The following is a 17,785-nucleotide window of genomic DNA, read 5'->3' as shown; positions in this document are numbered from 1 at the left end:
GTCAACCGGGCTTCCCAGGTGGATCTCGCGACAGCGGAAGGCGGGTGACTGTGAGGCGACGTAGGTGGCTGCACCCCCCCCGCGTGGGCCATCGGGTCGCCCGACGCTCCCCAGCAGGACGACTTGGTCGCCACGCTTGCGCTCGCGTGCAGTCTGACCGCAGTCAACGAGGTCTCCAAGGAGGGTGGAAGACGCCGGAAACGTGCCGCAGGCCAGCCGGAACGGTGAGTTGTTCGCTGCTACTGCGCTGGACCGCCGACGGGCGTGGGGCGGAAGGTGCGGCGGTATGCCTGGGGGGTGACTCCGATTGCGCCATGAAGGTGCTGGCGCAGGGAGACACCGGTGCCGAATCCGGCGCGGTGGGCGACCAGGTCGATGGGCCAGTCAGTGGTTTCGAGCAGGTGCCGGGCCAGGTCGACGCGCTGACGGATGAGCCACCGGCCGGGGCTGGTGCCGACTTCGTCGCGGAAGCGGCGGGTGAAGGTACGCACGCTGACGTTGGCGTGGGAGGCCATGTCGGCCAGTGTGATGGGTTCAGCGAGGCGCTCCATGGCCCATGCCTGTGTGGGGGCGGTGCCGTGGGCGGACGGGGCGGGGACGGGGCGCTGGGCGTGTGTGACGGGCAGCTCGCCGGGTTCTTGAGGGCACTGGTGCGGGCCCGTAAGGAACATCGTGATCGGCGGCGGCACCAACGTCGGTAACACCGCCGCTCCGCTCCCGCGAACGGCGACACCTCTTCCCCCGCCGGCGGCGTCTCCCGCGCCGTCTCTCCCGGATCACCGCCGACCATCCTCGCGAGAAGCCCGCCGGCCGTCGCCCGCGTGATCACCAGCCGAGACAGCCGTTCACGCTCGGCCTCCAGCCGTGCCGTCACTCGGCCACCCGGGACTCAAGTTCTTCCACACGCTCCCGGACCACGGTCTCCTCAGCCTCGATGGCATCGAACAACGACCCCACCGGCAGCGCCGCTCCCGTCGACACCCTGGGTAGCCGCACGGCGCGTGCGCCGAACGGCTACCCCGATCGGGATGCCCTCTGACACTCCGTTATAGCCCGTCGAACGATCTACCGCTTACTTCAACTGCGTGGCGAAGATTGAACAACGATCCCGGAGCCACGCCATGGCCGCGACGGTCGACCTCGGCGCAACTCTGAACGGACGGCGTATCACGAGGCGTCGAGAGCCGGACCCAGCGTCCGGCCGGGTGGCGCTGACCTGCAACACCAGACAGATCGCGGAACCGTGGAGGGCACGTGAGGCAAACTGGGAACCCCCAGACCGACAGTTCAGGCAACACCCCCGCGGCCCTGCTGGACCTCCTTGACGGCTTTCGCAGAACCAAGGTCCTGGCAACGGCCGTCCGCCTCCGCCTCTTCGACCTCCTCGCCGACCGCGGCGCGCTGAGCGCGGCCGAGGCGACCACGGCGCTGGGCCTGGCTGAGCGTCCCACGCACATGCTGCTCACCGCCTGCTGCTCACTGGGACTGCTGGACCGGGACCCGGGCACCGAGCGCTACCGCAACAGCGCCCAGGCCCAGCGGTTCCTGGTCTCTACTGGGCGGCACTACCTCGGCGGCTTCATACAACTAGTGGAGGAACAGCAGTACCCCGGCTGGGAGGACCTGCTGACCGCCATTCGCGAGAACCGGCCGACGGTATGGGACCCTGCCTCGCGTCCCACCAAGTTCGCCGTGGACGACGCCACGGGAGAAGTCAGGCTGTTCTGGAACGCGATGGCCTCCGTGTCGTCGTCCGTCGCCGAAGTGGTTGCGCATGCCTACGACTTCTCCCCGTTCCGTCGCCTCCTCGATGTCGGCGGCGGCCCGGGAGAACTCGGCATTCGGCTGTGCCAGCTCAACCCTCGGATGCGGGCGACCATCTACGACCTGCCCGCGGTGTGCGAACTGACCGCGTTCAGGCTTAAGGAGCGCGGCCTTGACGACCGCCTCCGCACGTTCGGCGGCGACCTGCTCACCGATGACGAACTCCCACGCGGCCACGACCTCGTCACCCTCACCAACGTGCTGCACATGTGGGACGAGCGCACGAACGACACCATCCTGCGTAAGTGCCATGCCGCGTTGGACGACGAAGGGGTGCTGGTCATCGCGGAGGCGTTCGTGGACGACGACGGCACAGGCCCGCAACCCGCGGCGTTGATGAGCCTCAACATGCTGGTCGACACCGTCGGCGGAGCCAACCACTCCCGGGCGGCATACGAGTCGATGCTGGCCCGGGCCGGGTTCTCGACGGTGCGGCGGGTGCCGGTGCCGGCCGACGCGCCCGCGGGCGTCAACGGCCTGCTGGTCGCCCGGAAGTCCGAGCGTCCCGGCCACGCATGAGCCGCCCGGCTCGGCCGGGAACCCACCGGCCCCGACCATGCGCGCCGGTCCGTGCACTTCCTCGTCCTGTCCACGGCACTCATCCTCAAGGTGGCGTCATGCCCATTCCCCCTGCGGACATCCTCGGTATCGGCGCGGTCAGCGGCTACGGCTGGTCTATGGACGACCTGTGGTCTGGTCTGCTGTCGGGTAGCACCTCGGCCGAAGCGCACGTCGGCCTGGGCGGACGGTTCCCAGATCCGTGCTGGCTGGCCCGCATCCCCGAAGGGGGCGACCCCGAGGCGGGGACCACCCGGTACGCGCGGGCGGTGACGGCCGCCGCCGACGAGGCCATCGCCGACGCGCTCGGCCGCGGCTGGCGGCCGGGGGAGCGGGTCGCCCTGCTGTACGCCACCACTGGGGGCGACCGCGAACGGTGGCGGCAGCGGTACCTCGAGCCGGAGCCAGACAACCCCCGGCGCCGGTTCGTCGAGCAGGTGTGGACCACCCCGGCGGCCCGGGTGATCGAGCGTTACCAGTTCCACGGGCCGTCCCTGGTCATCAATGCCGCGTGCACTTCCGGGCTGCACGCGCTGGCCATCGGACAGCGCCTGCTGGCCACCGGCGACGCGACGGACGTGGTGGTGGTCTCGGGCGATGTCGGCTTCGACGGTGAGGAGATACGCGCCTTCGCCAGCCTCAAAGCCCTGGTGTACGACGCTCCACCCAGCGAGGTGTGCCGACCGTTGCGCGGAGGCACCCGCGGCTTCGTCGTGGGCGAGGGCGTGGCGGCGCTCGTGTTGGCACCGGCGCGGCAGCCCGGAACCGAGGGGCGCATCCGCCTGCTGGGCTCCGCGCTGGGCAACGACGCCTACCACCCGGTCTCCATCGAGCCGTCCTTCGAATACCTCATCCGAACCATGGACACCGCGCTCGGCCACGCCGAAGTAACCCGGGAGGACGTCGACTTCTACGTCGCGCACGGCACGGGCACCGCGCAGTGCGACGAGGCCGACACCGCCGTGGTCGAGCACCTGGGCAAGCAGTCGGTGGCCTACTGCTTCAAGGCCATGCTGGGCCACACCATGGGCACCGCCCCCCTGCTGGAGACCGTCATCACGGCCCGTGCGTACAGCGAGGGACTGCTTCCCGCGACAGCCGCCGAGGCCGAGGCGCACCCCCAGCTGGCCCGGGGACCGATGACTCACCCGGGCGGCGTCACCGCCCAACTCGGCCTGGGATTCGGCGGAAACATCACCACGGCCGTCTACGGCGATGTCGACTGACCGCGGCCCGGGCCACCCGCTGTACACACCTGAGAAGGGGAATGACATGGAACCTCTGCGAGCGGAGGCTGCCGACCCCGTCGAGCTGCACATGCGCAATGCCGCCCGCCTCGGCGCGCGGGACGTGGTGGTCGCGGGCTATCCCGGCTCCGGCGCATCGCTCATCGGCAACGTCCTGATCGAGTTGGGGTTCGCGTACGTCGACCCGTACAGCGAAGTCGTCGGCGAGGACGGCACATCGCAGGTCATCGAAGACCACCTGGCCTACCGGAGCAGGCTGTCCGCCACAGCCGCCAGCGACCGGAACGCCGGGGGCGGCAAGGGTGGGACGGACGACGGGCCGCGGTTCTTCAAGAACCACCTGTACCCGGACCGGTTCGACCACGGTCGGCTGGCCGGCGCCGTGCTCCTGGTCCGCGACCCGCGCGACGCGGTGTACTCGTCCTACCACTGGTTCCGCGGATTCGCCGCGCACTGGGGGGCTGCGGGCGTGCAGAGTCAGGGCACGTTCGCCGAGTTCCTCGACGGCCGCGGTGTCAACGACGAACCCCCCGTCGCGGGGTGGGCCGGTTTCTACACCGCGTGGACGGCTGCACTGCCTCGCTTTCACCGTTCCGCGGTGATCCGGTTCGAAGATCTCAAGACCGACCCAGAGGCCACCATGTCCGGTCTGCTCGAGGTGTTCGGCGCGCCCCGGACACCGGCGGCGATCGAGCAGGCTGTGCGGCGTAGCCGGTACGAGAACATGCGCGCCCACGAGGAGCGGGTCTCGGCGGCGGCCGGTGCCGTCGGCAACCAGCCCCGGATCATGCGACGCGGCAAGGTAGGGGAGTGGCAGGAGTGGTATGGCGACGAGAGCGTCGCCGCCCATTTCCAGACACCGCGACTGCTGGAGACCGCGGCCACGTTCGGCTACCAGCTGGCGAAACCCGGCACACGAGAGAGCCGGTAGCGCGCCGGTCGGTCGAGTGCCCGGCCTCCGCCACCCCTTACAACACATCGCGTCACGTCCCTTCGGGTTCCGCCGCGTTGATCCCGCACATCCCCATGAGGAGAGCCATGACCCCCGTGTTCGACTACTCCCCCTACTCCGCGACGTACCAGGAGCGCCCGGAGTACGTGCCGAGCGTCATCCACAGCGTGCTCCGGACAGCGGGCGTGCGGCCCGGAGACCTGGTCTGCGACATCGGCGCGGGCTCCGGCCATCTGACCGAGCCGCTTTTGGAGTACGGGCTGCGGGTCGACGCCGTGGAGCCGACCGCCGCCATGCGCGCCACCGGCGAACGACGCACCGCCCGGTTCGGCGATGTGACATGGCACAACGGCACAGGGGAAACCAGCGGACGGCCGAGCGGACACTACCGCTTGGTGACCTTCGGCTCGTCGTTCGACCGCACGGACCGCCTGGCCGCTCTCAAGGAGACCGCCCGCATCTTGGAACCGGACGGCTTCTTCGCCTGCCTGTGGAACCACCGCGATCTGGAGGATCCGCTGCAGGCACGGATCGAGCGTCTCATCCACGAGCGGGTGCCCGGCTACGCCTACGGAACCCGCCGGACCGACCAGCGCCCCGTCATCGAGGAGAGCGGGCTGTTCGAGTCGCCCGTTCAACTGTCCGGCCGCAAGGTCTTCCGGCTGCGGGCAGACGCGTGGTGCGACGCCTGGGCCTCACACGCCACGCTGGGTGAGCAGGCCGGGCAGCAGTTCGATGAAGTGCTCGACGGCATACGAGAGTTGGTGCGTGGGGCGGGCGAGGAGTACATCGACGTGCCGTACGTGACCCGGGCGTGGATCGCGCGGGCGAACCGTGAGGGCGCCGGGCGGTGAACCGCGTCGGGGTCTGCCTGGGCACCAAGGCCGAATCACTCGCGCGTCTGGCCCCGCTGGTCACCACCGCGCGCGTGCTGCCCCTGAGCTACTTCACGCTGCACGAGTGGCGGACGTCCAGGGAGCGGCTGCTTGATGAGGCACTGCGTCAGGAATGGGCCGCAGGTACTCTCATCGTGCGCAGCAGCGCGGTGACCGAGGACACCGCGACAGGGTCCCAGGCGGGGCGCTTCCGCTCGCTCACCGGGCGGCGCGGCAGGGCCGAGCTGGCGGCGGCCGTCGACGACGTGTTCGCTTCGTACGACCAGCAGCGCCCGGACGACCAAGTGCTCATCCAGCCCGAGTTGACCGGGTCCCGGGCGAGCGGGGTGGCGTGTTCCTGCGACCCGAGCAGTGGCGCGCCGTACGCCGTCGTGAACTGGAGCGAGGACGACCGCACCGATGCCGTGACCGGCGGCCGGTCGGCGTCCCTGCGGATCTCCTACGGCGCCGCGTACGACCGGTCGGCCACGGCGCCGGCGCCGCTGCTGGCCGGGGTGTGGCAACTGCTGGCTGAGATAACCGAGTTGACCGGACAGTCACGCGTCGAGATCGAGTTCGCCGTCGACGCGGAAGACGAGCTGGTCCTGCTCCAGGCGAGACCGCTGGTTTGCGCCGCCACGCCAGTGACCCCGGCGGCGCACCGCACGGTACTCACGAAGGTGGCCGAGCGGATCGCCGACGCCCGCCACGCCGCGCCCGCGGTACTCGGAGGACGCGGCGTCTTCGGGGTGATGCCCGACTGGAATCCCGCGGAGATGATCGGGCTGCGGCCGCGGCCCTTGGCGCTGTCCCTGTACCGGCGGCTGATCACCGACGAGGTGTGGGCGCGCGCCCGTCACCGCTACGGCTACCGAGACCTGCGCGGCGTCCCGCTGCTGGTCGACTTCGCCGGACTGGCGTACATCGACGTACGAGCCAGCGCCACCTCCTTCATCCCGCGCGACGTCCCCACGGACCTCGCCGGACGGCTGGTCGACCACTGGCTGGAGCGGCTGGTCGCCTCGCCGCATCTGCACGACAAGGTGGAGTCGAGGATCGTGGTGTCCGCGCACGCCTTCCGGACCAGGGAACGGCTGGCCGAGCTGGCGGACGCGGGGTTCGGGGCCGAGGACCGCGCCACGCTCCGCACCAGTCTGCGGCGGCTGACCAACCGGCTGGTCTCGGGTCGCCTGTGGGAGGAAGACCTCGCCCGGCTGCGCCGGCTCGACTCGGCGCGCGTACCCGCGACGCACGCGCCCGGGTGTGCGGCCGGGCAACCAGGGTGCTGCGGGCCGGCCATGGCGTCCCGGCTCACGGGCTGCGCCGAGTTCGGAACCGAGCCGTTCGCGGCCCTGGCCCGCGCGGCGTTCATCTCTACCGAGCTGCTTGACGACTTGGTCGCCGAAGGAGTCCTGTCACCCGCCGAGAAGGTGGCGTTCATCGGCGGCCTCGGTCTGGTGGCCGGCGAGTTGCAGCGCGATTTCACCGCACTGGACCGGCAGCCCTTCCTCAAGAAGTACGGTCATCTGCGACCGGGCACATACGACATCCTCTCGCCACGCTACGACGAGGCGCCCGAGCGGTACTTCGACTGGTCGAGCCGACGGCGTGACAGCGACCGGCCGCCCGTGTTCGAGCCGTCGGCGGTACAACTGCGGCGCATCGACCGGCTCATCACCCGCGAGGGCTTCACCTTCGACGCCCGACGGCTGCTGCACTTCATCGGGGCCGCGATCCGCGGCCGGGAGAACGGGAAGTTCGACTTCACGTCGGTGCTCAGCGACACACTCGTGGAGATCCGGCAGTGCGGCGAGCGACTGGGATTCACCGCCGACGACATGTCGTACGTGGACTGCGCCACCATCGGCACCCTTACCGGCGACCCCGCCAAGAACCGCCGCGTCCTCCGCGAGGCCGTGGACCGGGGGCGCGAGGCGTACGCGGACAGCCGAACGGTCTGCCTGCCGCCCCTGGTCACCAGCGAACACGACGCGTGGAGCTTCGTGTCCCCGCAGGCGCAGCCCAACTTCGTCACCCACGGCCGGGTACTCGCCCACGTGGCCGATATCGACGCTGGGAACCCGCCGCAGGGCGCGATCGCCCTCATCGCGAGTGCCGACCCCGGGTACGACTGGCTCTTCGCCCGTGGCATCCGGGGTCTGGTGACGGCGTTCGGCGGCGCCAACTCCCACATGGCGATACGGGCGCTGGAACTAGGCATCCCGGCGGTGGTGGGGGTAGGGGAAGCGCTGTTCCGCCAGTGGTCGCACGCCCGGGCGCTGGACATAGACGCGGCCGGCGGCATGGTGGCGGTGCTGCCATGACGATGGTCGGCATCACACAACGGGCGCTGCCGCCCAATGAGTTCGGAGAGCGGCGCTGCGCCCTGGACGTGCGCTGGTTCCCCTTCCTGTCCGCCTGCGGAGTCACCCCGGTGCCGCTGCCGAACAACCCGGCTCTGGCACTGCGCACGGCACGCGAGGCCGGGCTGCGCGGTGTGGTGCTCTCCGGGGGGGACGACCTGGCCGAGTACGGCGGACCGTCACCGGAACGGGACGAAACGGAGGCGGGGCTGTTGGGCTGGGCCGTGCAGGAGGGCGTCCCGCTGCTGGGAGTGTGCCGCGGCATGCAGGTCATTCTGCGGGCCTTCGGAGCCTCACTCGTCCGCGTCGAGGGCCATGTGGCCACCCGTCACGAGATCGTCGGCACCGACGGAGTGATCCGAAACGTCAACAGCTACCACCGGCTGGCGGCACGCGAGGTGACGGCGCCCCTTGAGGCCACCGCCTCCTGCGGCGACGTGATCGAAGCGATCCGCCACCGCGACGCCCGGATCCAGGGGATCATGTGGCATCCGGAGCGGGAAGCCGACTTCGATCCGGTCGATGTCCGCGCCGTACGAGAGTTGTTGGGCGGGGGAGCCGCGTGAAGGCGATCATCCTTGCGGCAGGCCGCGGCTCCCGGCTGGGGCGGCTCACCGACGACCGTCCCAAGTGCCTGGTCGAGATTGCCGGACGGACCCTCCTGGAACGGCAGGTGGCGGCGCTGCGGGCAGGCGGGGCCGAGCAGGTCGGCGTCGTCGCGGGCTGGCATGCCGAGGCCTTCGACGCGACCGGCTACCCGGTCTTCCGCAACCCCGAGTGGGCGCGGACGACGATGGCGCAGTCGCTGGCGGTGGCCGAGCCCTGGCTGTCCGAGGACGCCGTACTGATCTCGTACGGCGACATCGTGTACGGCGCCGACACCGTACGTGAACTCGCCGCCAGCAAAGCAGAGTTGGCGATCTCCTACGACCCGCACTGGCTCGCCCTGTGGAGCCGCCGGTTCGCGGACCCGCTCTGCGACGCGGAGACGTTCGTCCGGGACGAGGCCGGACACCTGATGGACATCGGCGGCCGGGCACTGACCGTCGAAGAGGTGCACGGCCAGTACATGGGGCTGCTCCGGATGACTCCGACGGCCTGGTCGGTCATCCGAAGAGCAAGGTCCGCTGACGCCCGTGTCGCCGCACTGGACATGACTGGCTTGCTCCGACACCTAGTCCAGCGGCGACTGCTGGAGATCGCCACCGTGCCCGCCGCCGGACCCTGGTGCGAGTTCGACCACCCGTCGGACATCCCCGTCGGTATCGAGGTTCTGCGGCGCCTTGACACGGACCAGGTCAACGCACCCCAGGACCCATCGAGCTCGCCCCGGGAGGAGACATCCGAATGAAGCACGGAGTCGTATGGATCACCGGTCTGTCCGGCGTGGGAAAGAGTACGGTGGCGCGCCTGGTGGCAGACCGGTTGATCGCCTCCGGCAAGCGGCCGATCCTGCTCGACGGTGACCGCCTGCGCGAGATCCTTCCGGTGGCGTTCGGATACGAGAAGGCGGACCGGCGCCGCCTCGCGATGTTCTACGCCCAGCTCGCCCACCAACTGGCTGCCCAGGGCCACCTGGTCGTCTGCTCGACGATCTCGCTCCTCCACGAAGTCCACGACTGGAACCGCCGCCATACCCCCGGCTATGTCGAGGTCTGGCTGCGGGCACCGATTGAGGAGCTGCGCACACGCGAGGGCCGCGCCGCGTTCTACGGCCCCGAAGGGGCGGACGCCGGGACTCTGCGCGGCGTCGTCGGGGTCGACACCCGCGCGGAGTTCCCCCGCGCCCCCGACCTCGTCATCGAGAACCATGGTGAGACGACGGCGGAGCGAGCGGCGGACCTCATCATGCGGGCGGTCATGCCGTAGTGCTTTCTCGCCGCGACCGGTTGACCGGCTTGGCTGGGGCGGCGTCCGCTGATCCGGCTCCCGCCGGGATGAGCGGCGCCAACCCATCAGAAGCTGGACGACCTCCCGGTCGACTCCGCTGCGCGGCCACGCTGCGGTGGCGGAGCGGTGCGGCATGTGGGGCTGGAAGGGGTGGGCCACGGTGCGGGCCAGGCGGTCGAGCATGGCGCCTGCCGAAAACCTCATCGGCGCAGTTCAGGCAGCATGGTGGCCTCGCGCTTTCATGAAGCGGGCTGTCCAGAGGTTGATCATAAACACGGAAAGTGCCCTTGACCTGCAACGATAGGACTTGCTGAGGGTCCTGTTGGTTGCAAGGATAAGAGCACTTTCCAGGTGAAGCACTGAGCTGTTTCAGAGTGGCCACTGATCGGGTGACGCTGGCGGTGGGCGCAACGCACGAGGCTCCCGTGCCGTTGGGGGAGGTGTTCGAAGTCTCAACCCACAGGCACAGGAGCCGCGTTGGTTCCGTATTTTGCCGCACTCGACCTGCCCCACGCCCTGGTCGAGTGGGTCGCCATGCTCATCGTCACCCGCGAGGGTGACCGCCGCTGCAAGCTCCCACCGCACCAGCGTGCGCTGGTCGGCCTGGTGTACCTGCGCAGGCACGACACAGCAGGTGAAGGAGCTGGTCGAACCGTTCCGCCCGTACCTCGTCCAGCCCGACCACACGTTCTACCTGCGGTGCACGGACGCCACCCTGCGCGACCGTATGGCCGGAAAACAGGACTACAACCAGGACGACGACATGGTCAACGTCCCCGGCCGGCTGACACGACTCCGCACCAATTTCGACAAAATCGCCGCCGCTGACACCACAGGCGTCATCATCGACACGGACGACAACACCCCCGCCCAACTCGCCGACACCATCACCGCCTACCTCACGGAAACGAGCCCATGCCCCAGCTTCAGGAGGCCTCCGTGGTCGTCGCCCGCACCAAAGACGGCCGGGTAGCCGTCCTGTCCTCCCGCAGCGCCGAACACGGGGAGATTTTCCTTCCCGGTGGCCGGCGCGATCCGGGGGAGATTCCCGAGGACTGTGCGCGGCGGGAGCTGAAGGAAGAGGCCGGGGTCGAGGCCACCCGGTGGCAGCATCTCGGCACCTACGCGATCACCCTCGGAAACAACGCCCGCCTGTCGCTGTTCCTCGCCTAACACCTCACGCTCGGACCACAGGAACTCAACGACACCGAAGAGGACTTCAAGCTGTCCTGGTGGCCGATGAACGAGGCGATCCAGGCCGCGCAGGACGGCCGGTTCCACCTCCCCGGCGGTCCCCTCGCCCTGCTGCTCGCCGACCGCACCCAACCCAAAGGAGTACCTGAATGCTGAAACGTACGGGAACTGTCGTGGCCGCTGCTGCCGTTGCCGCACTTGCCCTCCCCGCCGACGCCCACGCCGCCGCCATCGCCTGCGGCGGGTCCGTCTCGACCCAGGGCATCTCCGGTAACGGCTGTATCAGCGCGGAGCGGTGGAAGGACGGCCACGTCTTCATGCGCAACATCACCGCGCACACGGTCCTGACGAATACGCGCCCGCACGCCTCCTCGGTCGAGTACGAGGCGTACTTCCGCGTCGTCTCGGGCGGTCACTGGGTGAAGATCGGTAACGGGCGTACCGTCGTCCAGCGACGGTCCACGGTCGGCCCCATCGCCATCGGCTCCACGGACCGCGTCTGCGGCCCGGTCAACGTCAAGGTCGAGATCCTCGTCCATGTCAGGCCCGCAGGGGGCGCCTGGTCCAACTGGAGCAGCGCCGCGACCTCCCAGTGCCAGACCTGACGCTGCCAGACCTGAGCCTCAGCACACGCAGCGCCCGTCGGCAGCCGTCCTCGCGCCCTGACCTCCGAACAGATCGCCGACGCCCGCATCCTGCTCGGCGCCGGACAAACCCGAACCGCCGTCGCCGCCAAGCTGCGCGTCTCCCGATGGACACTCAGCCGCGCCCTCGACACCGCGTCCCGCTGACGGCCGCTACCGGGTGCCAACGCTTGACCGCAGCGGACAACCCCAGCCCCAGCCCCATGCGCGGATCGCAGAAGAGGACGGTCTAGTTGTCGCCTCGGTGTCCGTCGCGGACCACCGCTAACCCGCCGACCCGGGTCGTGATGCCCGCCGGCCCGCGTCGGGCCGAAGCGAGCACGCTGGCCGGTCGACCGAGGCTGTCACCCTGCTCCACCTCGATCGCGACCGTCTGTGCCCCTGTCGTGTCGAGCAGGTGGGCGGCCAGGCAGCCGGTGCTGTTGGCGTTGGCGACGTCCTCGTCGACACCGATCGCCGGCGCGAACATCCGCGCCGCACCCGGTCGGTCGCCCACCGGCGGTGCGTACACGAAACAGCCGAGGAGCCCGTACCGCTGGCACGCCGCTGTCAGCCTGCCGAGGTGTGGGTGGACTCGGAGCAGCGCCGACCGGTCGTGGACCGGTACCAGCATGCGTGGTGCGCCGGGCGCGGCGATCCGTGGCGCGTCGGTCGGATGCGGGTCGTCCGCGGTGAGCCCGAGCGCGGCGACGATCGCGGCGCGCTCGTCCGGTGCCGAGTGGCGCAGCGCGACGAGGCCCTGGTCGAACCACACCTCGATGCCGGCGGGGCGGCGGATCGCGACGGTGTCGAACGTGCGCCCGCCGGTGTGCTGGCGGTCGTTCAGCTCGCCCAGCGCGGTGCGGGTCAACCGGACGGCCTGCGCGGCAACGGTGCCGTGGCCGCAGCCGGACAGTTCGGCGGTGGCGGTGAAGAACCGGACCGGCCAGCCACCGTCCGGCGTCCGCCCCGGGCCGAGGAACGCCGCGTGCGAGGTGCCGGCCGCAGCAGCGACCGCACGCCGGTCCGCGTCCGTCGCCGCCGGGTCGTCGTCGGTGACGGCCGTGGGGCTGCCGCCCCGGCCGTCGCGCCGCGCGCACGCATCAACCACCGTGACATCCGGCCAGGACATCGGCCCACCTTTGACACTCAACTAACCGGCAACCGCGAACGGCGTTCCGCCGATAGCCGGACCTGGCCGCAACGGCCGACCGAACGCGTCCCGGAGCGTACCGTCCTACCTCAGCCGGTGCCGTCCTGTACCGGATAGTGGATGATGACCGCACCGCCGGTGGCGTAGTTGGCGACATCGGCGGCCAGCCGCTGGCCTTGCGGCGACGCCCGCGCCGCGTCCATGGCGGCGGCGTCAGCGAAGTCGGCTTCGAAGACCGCGAAATACGGCGCTTCTCCCTCGGTCGCCGCCACGTCGAAGCTGTAGCGCCACGCAAGCGGGCCGGGCCAATTCATGACCATCGGAAGGTGGTTGGTCACGTAGTAGTCGCGGAAGTGGTCAGGGTCGGCGGGCTCGGAATACAGGACAACAAGCTTATGCATGACGACCTCCGTCCAGATCAGGGTCGGCGGGCTGCGTGAGTGCGATGTCCAGGACCGCGGTCAGTTGAATCGTCATATGCGCAGGTTAGGGCTTGACGTGGGGTCGGGGGAAAGATCAATACGGGATAGACTCAGAACGGATCGTTATCAATCGGCAGGGAGGGCACATGGCACCGGATACGGTCAGCCTGCGGTACTTCCTGGTGCTGGCGCAGGAGTTGAACTTCACCCGCGCGGCCGCACGGATCGGTATCGCACAGCCCGCACTCAGCGCCCGGATGCGCCGATTGGAGGCGGAACTCGGTACGGCCCTGCTGGTCCGCAACACGCGCAGCGTCGTATTGACCACGGCCGGTGCGGCTTTGGCGGAGTCCGCGCCGCCCGCGCTGGCGGCGTTGGACCGGGCATGGGACACCGCCCGGAGCGCGGCGGCCGGTGAACTGGGCACGCTCCGCATCGGATACAGCCTCAGCGCCGGGGCCGAGACGGCTCCGGCCCTGGTGGACAAGCTGATTCGCAGCAGTCCCGGACTCGAGGTCGGCGCGGTCCCGATGGCGACGCCGGAGATCTCCCCCGCTGTCGCCGACGGCCGCATCGATGCCGGGATCACCCGCGGTGAACAGCCGGGCCGTGGCGTGCGCCGGTACCTGCTGCGGCGTGCGCGCATCGGCGTCCAATTGGCGCAGCACCATCCGCTGGCCGAACACCCGGAGATCGAGATCGCCGCCGCGGCCGCGTATCCGCTGCGACTCCCCGACCGTGCGGCCAACCCCGTGATCCACGACCAGCTGGCCGCATTGTTCCGCGATACCCGGCCACATCCCCGATTCCACACACCCACAGTCTCTTTCGACATGTCACAGCGCGACCTGCGCGACGGGCTCACCCTCGCCCCGGCCGGCGAGGCCGCCGTCACGGCATCACCGCCCGGCATCACCTGGCGACCGCTGCACGGCGCACCCAGCCTGACGATCCACCTGGTCCTTCCGCGCGAACAGTCGCCACTACACCGCCGCGTCCGTGCCGTCGCCAAAACCCTGGCGCACGAGCTGCACTGGCTGTCGGACTGACGGGCAGCAGGTCATGCCAGGCGAACCTCCGCGGTGGCGAGGCCGAAGACCTTGCGGCACTCCCACGCCCCGCACTCTCCGCAGGTCGTCATCACCTTCCCAGCTTCACCCCCTGGGCGGGACTGCGGCGTGGTGACACACGCGAGCGCACCGGAAGGCGCAGTCAGTCCAGGGCGTCGTCGTCCTCGTCCAGCTCGGCGGCGTCCGGGTCACGCAGCGGGCGCAGGCCCTGGCGCGGGGTGGAGGGGGTGAAGCTGTAGCGGCCCAGGACGTTGAGGTTCTTGAACTTCAGCGGGGACAGGCGGGCGACATCCTCATCGCTGATCTCGTGGCCCTCGGCGCGCAGCTGGGCGACCGCGGCGTCGATGTACTTCGTCGTCCAGAGCACGACGGCGTTCAACACCAGTCCCAGTGACCCTGGTTGATCTTCCATTCCGTCTCGGTATGCCTGGTGGATGGTGCCGCGCTTGCCGTGGCAGATGTCCCGGGCGAGGGTGTGGCGGGACTCCTGGACGCTGAGCTGCTTGCCCATCTGCCGCCGGTAGGTGTCATCGACCGGGTCGACGACCTGGAGCAGGTGCAGGGTCTTGGCGATGCGCCCGTACTCGGCGAACGCCTGCCCCAGCGGCGTGGGCCGTCCATGGTTGCCGAACATCCGCAGCAGGTCATAGGCCTGCACCTGGTTGGTGACCAGCGAGTCGGCCACTTTCAGCATGTCCTCCCACTGGGTGGTCACTTTCTTCAGGTTCACCTTGTTGGTGCGGGCCAGGTCCGTGAGCGGCCCGTAGCCGCCGGTCTCGATCCCGTCCATCTCCGCCCGCCAGAACCGTTGGTCGTCCAGGTCCTTGAATCGCGGGGAGAAGTTGTAGCCCAGGATCTTGAACAGTCCGAACACCATGTCGGAGTAGGAGGCGTTGTCGGTGGCGACCATCTCCGGCTTCACCCCGCCGTCCAGGTTCAGCAGAGCGTCCAGGATGTGCAGGGAGTCGCGGGGCGTGCCCGGCACCACCATCTGCCCGATCCCGAAGACCTGGTCGTTTACTGGCAGAGATCACTTATTCCTGGCGTGTCGTAATCCTCGCCTCAACCGCGCTTCGTGCTCGGCGTCGCGGGCCTGGCCAGGGGTAGCCGAGCTGATCGGCGAACTCCTTTGAGCCGCCGCAAACCTCGGCGACCTCGCGGGGGTCTTCGGCCGTGAAACGCGCCTCAAGGCACTCTGCTTGGTCACCCGGGTCGTCTCCGGAAACCGGAAGGATCATCCTGAACTGCAGCCAGGGATGGTCTTCTCTGATCGCGGAACGGCCGGGATGGAACAGGAAGACACTGATCTGGTCAGGTTCCCAGTGCCAAGCTGAAACGGCTCCCAGTTCGCATTCCCAGGTCGTCAGCCAGCCGACACGCTCCCGGAGCCGTTGCTCCAGCAGCCTGGCGACTGTTCGGGCCGGCCACTCCCAGCTGTGGTCGGTCGAGGCCCGGCGGATCTCCACGTCGTACTGATTGACGTCGAATCGAAGCTCTGGGAGGTCGATATCGTCCTCATCCGGGTTGCGCCAGCCGCTCCAGATCACGTGTTGTCCCTCGCGCCTGATGGTCACGTAGACAGCGCCGCAGCATCCTTCCGTGCACTCGGCCTCGGCAAGCCGAACCTCGCGGGGGGTGTCTGTCGCGTGAAGCGGCGAATCCGGCGCCAACAGATACCGAGGGTCATCTGCCGGCCCCTTGTCGAACACGTCGGCCAGGATGTCTCGTCCGTTGATGATCGGTCGGCATTCCACGGTGCCGTGTCGGCTTCCCAGCGGTGGCACGACGATGCGGAGGGACAGCAGATGCGGTTCTGTGGTCATTGGCCGATGGTCTCGGAGTCAGTGGCAGTTGTCCTGCGGGTTTCTGCTTGAAGGAGACGGGCGACTCCGTCCTGGACATTCTTGCTCGGATGCCGCCGCATGTCGTGGGCTCCGGCTGCGAGGTAGTCGGCCCAGGAGGTCTTGGCGAAGCCTGACCAGCGGACGGCGGTGTTGGGATGGAGGCCGAGGATGCTGGCGAGGACTGGTGCGGGCAGGTCGCCTGCGAGCGCGACCAAGGCCGCGTTCCGGGCCGGTCGGGTGTCGATGCCGTGGGGCAGGAGTTTCGAGCTGAGGCCGGTCTGCGAGGTGGGGCGGCCGGGGACGAGGCCGGGGAAGAGCCAGGGCTCGCCGCGGTTGGTGCGCGTGAGAGCAGCCCGGGTGTGGGGTGCTTCGGCCAGCTGGTGAAGGAGACTGGCGAGCCGGGGCGGCAGCAGGATCGGGTGCCGGTCGACGGCGAGGTAGCTGTTGCCGTCGCGGCGGGTGAGTTGGGTCGCGGTGAGGTGCCGGACGTGGGAGGCATGCAGGCCGAAGAGCAGGATCAGTGCGCCTGCGGCCCGGGTGTCCAGGGCCATGCTGGAGTCGGTCAGACACCGTTTCAGCAGCTTCCAGCGGCCTTCTTCGTCCATCAGCTGGCTGGGCTGCTGACGCGGGATGGAGGGGACCATGAGCTTCCCGGTAAGACCGCGGCTGGCGGTCCAGGACAGGAAATAGCGGATCGAGTAGGTGCGGGTGTTGCCCGCGTCCAGCCAGCGGTCGAGGCCGTCTTGTCGAAGTTCGCCCAGGTCGAGGCCGTGCTCGTCGAGCCAGGCGAGGAACTGCAGGGCCACCAGCTCCGGCTCAAGGCCATACTGGCCAACTGCCCTGAACTCGACGCCCTGACCGCTCACGTCCCGTCCTTCGCCCAGATGCTCACCGAGCGGCAGGGGAAACGACTCCCGCAGTGGCTCGACGCCGTCCGCCAGGACGACCTTCCCAGTCTCCACACTCTCGCAGCCGGCATCGATCGAGACCGCGACGCCGTCATCGCCGGCCTGACCCTGCCCTGGAACTCCGGCGTCGTCGAAGGACACGTCAACAGGATCAAGATGCTCAAGCGCCAGATGTTCGGCCGAGCCGGTTTCAGCCTGCTACGCAAGCGCGTATTGCTGGCCACCTGACACCGGCTCTCGGTGATAGGACTTCCCTCTACGGAAAGATGATGAGAAGGCGACAGCGTGGACGCAGTAGTAGCGATCAGCCTGATCCGCATGGCCGCTGCCAACTTGGCCATGGAACCCTGGCAGCGCCCCTCGGACGCTTACCTGGTCCAGTTGGGCCTGGACGCCCTGATGGCCGACATCGAGGCTCCCTCGCTTCCCCTGCTGGCTGGCCTCGCGCGTGGTGAGTATCCCCAGGCCCGCGAGCTGTTCGACCTTGTGCTGGAAGAGTTGGGTCTGCTGCCGCTGACCTCGGAAGATCTTGCCAAGGCGCGATGGACCGCGGCCCAGTGGTGGGCCGGCCAGATCGTGGCGTGCCAACTCGATCCGGTGCACGGAGCGAAGCTGATCTATGAGGAAGCTGCAGCCGAACTCGACTACCCCGACGCGCTGCAACCCATCGCTGATCTGGCGAGAGGGCTCTACCTGCCGAACGATCAACCTCCGGACCAGCAGCACATTCGCGACCGGGTCACCTCCGCGGCGCGAGACTTTCTCGCCACAGAAGCGCACCAGAACCACGGCCTTTGAGCTACGTCGCATGTCTCACCGTGACCGGTTCACGGAAAGCGAGCCAGAACCTGAGAACGGACAG

Annotated in this window: 18 protein-coding genes and 4 pseudogenes; 16 read left to right on the top strand and 6 right to left on the bottom strand. The window is 69.2% G+C overall.

The genetic code is table 11. The annotated features are described in order from the left end of the window. Positions 1 to 239: 239 nt before the first annotated feature. Positions 240 to 614, bottom strand: a pseudogene (locus AQI88_RS39125) (helix-turn-helix domain-containing protein); the annotation flags it as partial. Positions 615 to 1,254: 640 nt separating this feature from the next. Between AQI88_RS39125 and AQI88_RS39120 the strand changes: the two are divergent. From AQI88_RS39120 to AQI88_RS49220, 13 genes and pseudogenes are all read left to right on the top strand, one after another. Further along, positions 1,255 to 2,343, top strand: coding sequence for a methyltransferase (locus tag AQI88_RS39120; RefSeq protein ID WP_079058104.1), 1,089 nt, complete (start codon positions 1,255 to 1,257; stop codon positions 2,341 to 2,343). Between the two features lie 98 nt (positions 2,344 to 2,441). Further along, positions 2,442 to 3,608 (top strand): beta-ketoacyl synthase N-terminal-like domain-containing protein, encoded by a 1,167-nt coding sequence (locus AQI88_RS39115; protein WP_067009739.1) that lies wholly within the window; start codon positions 2,442 to 2,444, stop codon positions 3,606 to 3,608. A gap of 46 nt (positions 3,609 to 3,654) precedes the next feature. Further along, positions 3,655 to 4,560 (top strand): sulfotransferase domain-containing protein, encoded by a 906-nt coding sequence (locus AQI88_RS39110; protein WP_067009735.1) that lies wholly within the window; start codon positions 3,655 to 3,657, stop codon positions 4,558 to 4,560. Between the two features lie 107 nt (positions 4,561 to 4,667). Beyond that, on the top strand, positions 4,668 to 5,435 hold the full coding sequence (locus AQI88_RS39105; RefSeq protein ID WP_067009731.1) for a class I SAM-dependent methyltransferase: 768 nt from the start codon (positions 4,668 to 4,670) through the stop codon (positions 5,433 to 5,435). Continuing rightward, entirely contained in the window at positions 5,432 to 7,780 is a 2,349-nt protein-coding gene (locus AQI88_RS39100) for a PEP-utilizing enzyme (protein ID WP_079058101.1), read from the top strand. Before AQI88_RS39105 ends, AQI88_RS39100 begins: the two co-directional genes overlap by 4 nt. After that, entirely contained in the window at positions 7,777 to 8,385 is a 609-nt protein-coding gene (locus AQI88_RS39095) for a gamma-glutamyl-gamma-aminobutyrate hydrolase family protein (protein WP_067009727.1), read from the top strand. The genes AQI88_RS39100 and AQI88_RS39095 overlap by 4 nt, the downstream gene beginning before the upstream one ends. Beyond that, a complete protein-coding gene (locus AQI88_RS39090) occupies positions 8,382 to 9,170 on the top strand; it encodes a phosphocholine cytidylyltransferase family protein (protein WP_067009724.1) in 789 nt (262 codons plus the stop codon). Before AQI88_RS39095 ends, AQI88_RS39090 begins: the two co-directional genes overlap by 4 nt. Further along, positions 9,167 to 9,688 (top strand): adenylyl-sulfate kinase, encoded by a 522-nt coding sequence (locus AQI88_RS39085; RefSeq protein WP_079058100.1) that lies wholly within the window; start codon positions 9,167 to 9,169, stop codon positions 9,686 to 9,688. The genes AQI88_RS39090 and AQI88_RS39085 overlap by 4 nt, the downstream gene beginning before the upstream one ends. A 498-nt stretch (positions 9,689 to 10,186) precedes the next feature. After that, positions 10,187 to 10,339: pseudogene (locus AQI88_RS44325) on the top strand (IS5/IS1182 family transposase); the annotation flags it as partial. A 4-nt stretch (positions 10,340 to 10,343) separates the two neighbouring features. Beyond that, positions 10,344 to 10,682 carry a hypothetical protein gene (locus AQI88_RS39080; RefSeq protein WP_208616034.1) on the top strand — a complete coding sequence of 113 codons (339 nt, stop codon included), beginning with the start codon at positions 10,344 to 10,346 and terminating at the stop codon, positions 10,680 to 10,682. After that, a complete protein-coding gene (locus tag AQI88_RS48915; protein WP_317936950.1) occupies positions 10,649 to 10,882 on the top strand; it encodes an NUDIX hydrolase in 234 nt (77 codons plus the stop codon). Before AQI88_RS39080 ends, AQI88_RS48915 begins: the two co-directional genes overlap by 34 nt. A gap of 170 nt (positions 10,883 to 11,052) precedes the next feature. After that, a complete protein-coding gene (locus AQI88_RS39070; RefSeq protein ID WP_067009718.1) occupies positions 11,053 to 11,508 on the top strand; it encodes a hypothetical protein in 456 nt (151 codons plus the stop codon). A 57-nt stretch (positions 11,509 to 11,565) separates the two neighbouring features. Beyond that, complete coding sequence (locus tag AQI88_RS49220; RefSeq protein ID WP_079058107.1) at positions 11,566 to 11,694, top strand: hypothetical protein; 129 nt, start codon at positions 11,566 to 11,568, stop codon at positions 11,692 to 11,694. An 82-nt stretch (positions 11,695 to 11,776) separates the two neighbouring features. Here AQI88_RS49220 and AQI88_RS39065 read toward each other — a convergent pair whose 3' ends face one another. Continuing rightward, positions 11,777 to 12,658 (bottom strand): PhzF family phenazine biosynthesis protein, encoded by an 882-nt coding sequence (locus tag AQI88_RS39065; protein WP_067009715.1) that lies wholly within the window; start codon positions 12,656 to 12,658, stop codon positions 11,777 to 11,779. 110 nt (positions 12,659 to 12,768) lie between these two features. After that, positions 12,769 to 13,080: an EthD family reductase gene (locus tag AQI88_RS39060; protein ID WP_067009712.1), complete on the bottom strand. Its 312-nt coding sequence runs from the start codon at positions 13,078 to 13,080 to the stop codon at positions 12,769 to 12,771. A 167-nt stretch (positions 13,081 to 13,247) separates the two neighbouring features. On the opposite strand from AQI88_RS39060, the gene AQI88_RS39055 reads away from it, so the two are divergent. Further along, a complete protein-coding gene (locus AQI88_RS39055; protein WP_067009709.1) occupies positions 13,248 to 14,150 on the top strand; it encodes a LysR family transcriptional regulator in 903 nt (300 codons plus the stop codon). 163 nt (positions 14,151 to 14,313) lie between these two features. Here the strand turns inward: AQI88_RS39055 and AQI88_RS39050 are convergent. From AQI88_RS39050 to AQI88_RS39040, 3 genes and pseudogenes are all read right to left on the bottom strand, one after another. Continuing rightward, positions 14,314 to 15,192: pseudogene (locus AQI88_RS39050) on the bottom strand (Tn3 family transposase); the annotation flags it as partial. A gap of 13 nt (positions 15,193 to 15,205) precedes the next feature. Next, on the bottom strand, positions 15,206 to 15,994 hold the full coding sequence (locus AQI88_RS39045; RefSeq protein ID WP_067009703.1) for a hypothetical protein: 789 nt from the start codon (positions 15,992 to 15,994) through the stop codon (positions 15,206 to 15,208). After that, entirely contained in the window at positions 15,991 to 16,821 is an 831-nt protein-coding gene (locus tag AQI88_RS39040; RefSeq protein WP_159050513.1) for a hypothetical protein, read from the bottom strand. Before AQI88_RS39040 ends, AQI88_RS39045 begins: the two co-directional genes overlap by 4 nt. A 3-nt stretch (positions 16,822 to 16,824) precedes the next feature. Between AQI88_RS39040 and AQI88_RS48215 the strand changes: the two are divergent. Both AQI88_RS48215 and AQI88_RS39030 read left to right on the top strand, forming a co-directional pair. Continuing rightward, positions 16,825 to 17,151, top strand: a pseudogene (locus AQI88_RS48215) (ISL3 family transposase); the annotation flags it as partial. Positions 17,152 to 17,208: 57 nt separating this feature from the next. Further along, positions 17,209 to 17,721 (top strand): hypothetical protein, encoded by a 513-nt coding sequence (locus AQI88_RS39030; RefSeq protein ID WP_067009698.1) that lies wholly within the window; start codon positions 17,209 to 17,211, stop codon positions 17,719 to 17,721. Positions 17,722 to 17,785: the final 64 nt, after the last annotated feature.

It is taken from the genome of Streptomyces cellostaticus (assembly GCF_001513965.1).
Lineage (GTDB): Bacteria > Actinomycetota > Actinomycetes > Streptomycetales > Streptomycetaceae > Streptomyces > Streptomyces cellostaticus.
Note: the sequence above shows the minus strand (reverse complement) of the source record. Positions and strands in the feature narration are given on the sequence as shown.

What these genes read in the sequence shown, in the direction of transcription:
- AQI88_RS39095 (WP_067009727.1), top strand. Translation starts at nt 7,777, where the DNA reads ATGACGATGGTCGGCATCACACAACGGGCGCTGCCGCCCAATGAGTTC.
- AQI88_RS39065 (WP_067009715.1), bottom strand. Translation starts at nt 12,658, where the DNA reads ATGTCCTGGCCGGATGTCACGGTGGTTGATGCGTGCGCGCGGCGCGAC.
- AQI88_RS39070 (WP_067009718.1), top strand. Translation starts at nt 11,053, where the DNA reads ATGCTGAAACGTACGGGAACTGTCGTGGCCGCTGCTGCCGTTGCCGCA.
- AQI88_RS39105 (WP_067009731.1), top strand. Translation starts at nt 4,668, where the DNA reads ATGACCCCCGTGTTCGACTACTCCCCCTACTCCGCGACGTACCAGGAG.
- AQI88_RS39110 (WP_067009735.1), top strand. Translation starts at nt 3,655, where the DNA reads ATGGAACCTCTGCGAGCGGAGGCTGCCGACCCCGTCGAGCTGCACATG.
- AQI88_RS39055 (WP_067009709.1), top strand. Translation starts at nt 13,248, where the DNA reads ATGGCACCGGATACGGTCAGCCTGCGGTACTTCCTGGTGCTGGCGCAG.
- AQI88_RS39060 (WP_067009712.1), bottom strand. Translation starts at nt 13,080, where the DNA reads ATGCATAAGCTTGTTGTCCTGTATTCCGAGCCCGCCGACCCTGACCAC.
- AQI88_RS39045 (WP_067009703.1), bottom strand. Translation starts at nt 15,994, where the DNA reads ATGACCACAGAACCGCATCTGCTGTCCCTCCGCATCGTCGTGCCACCG.
- AQI88_RS39085 (WP_079058100.1), top strand. Translation starts at nt 9,167, where the DNA reads ATGAAGCACGGAGTCGTATGGATCACCGGTCTGTCCGGCGTGGGAAAG.
- AQI88_RS39115 (WP_067009739.1), top strand. Translation starts at nt 2,442, where the DNA reads ATGCCCATTCCCCCTGCGGACATCCTCGGTATCGGCGCGGTCAGCGGC.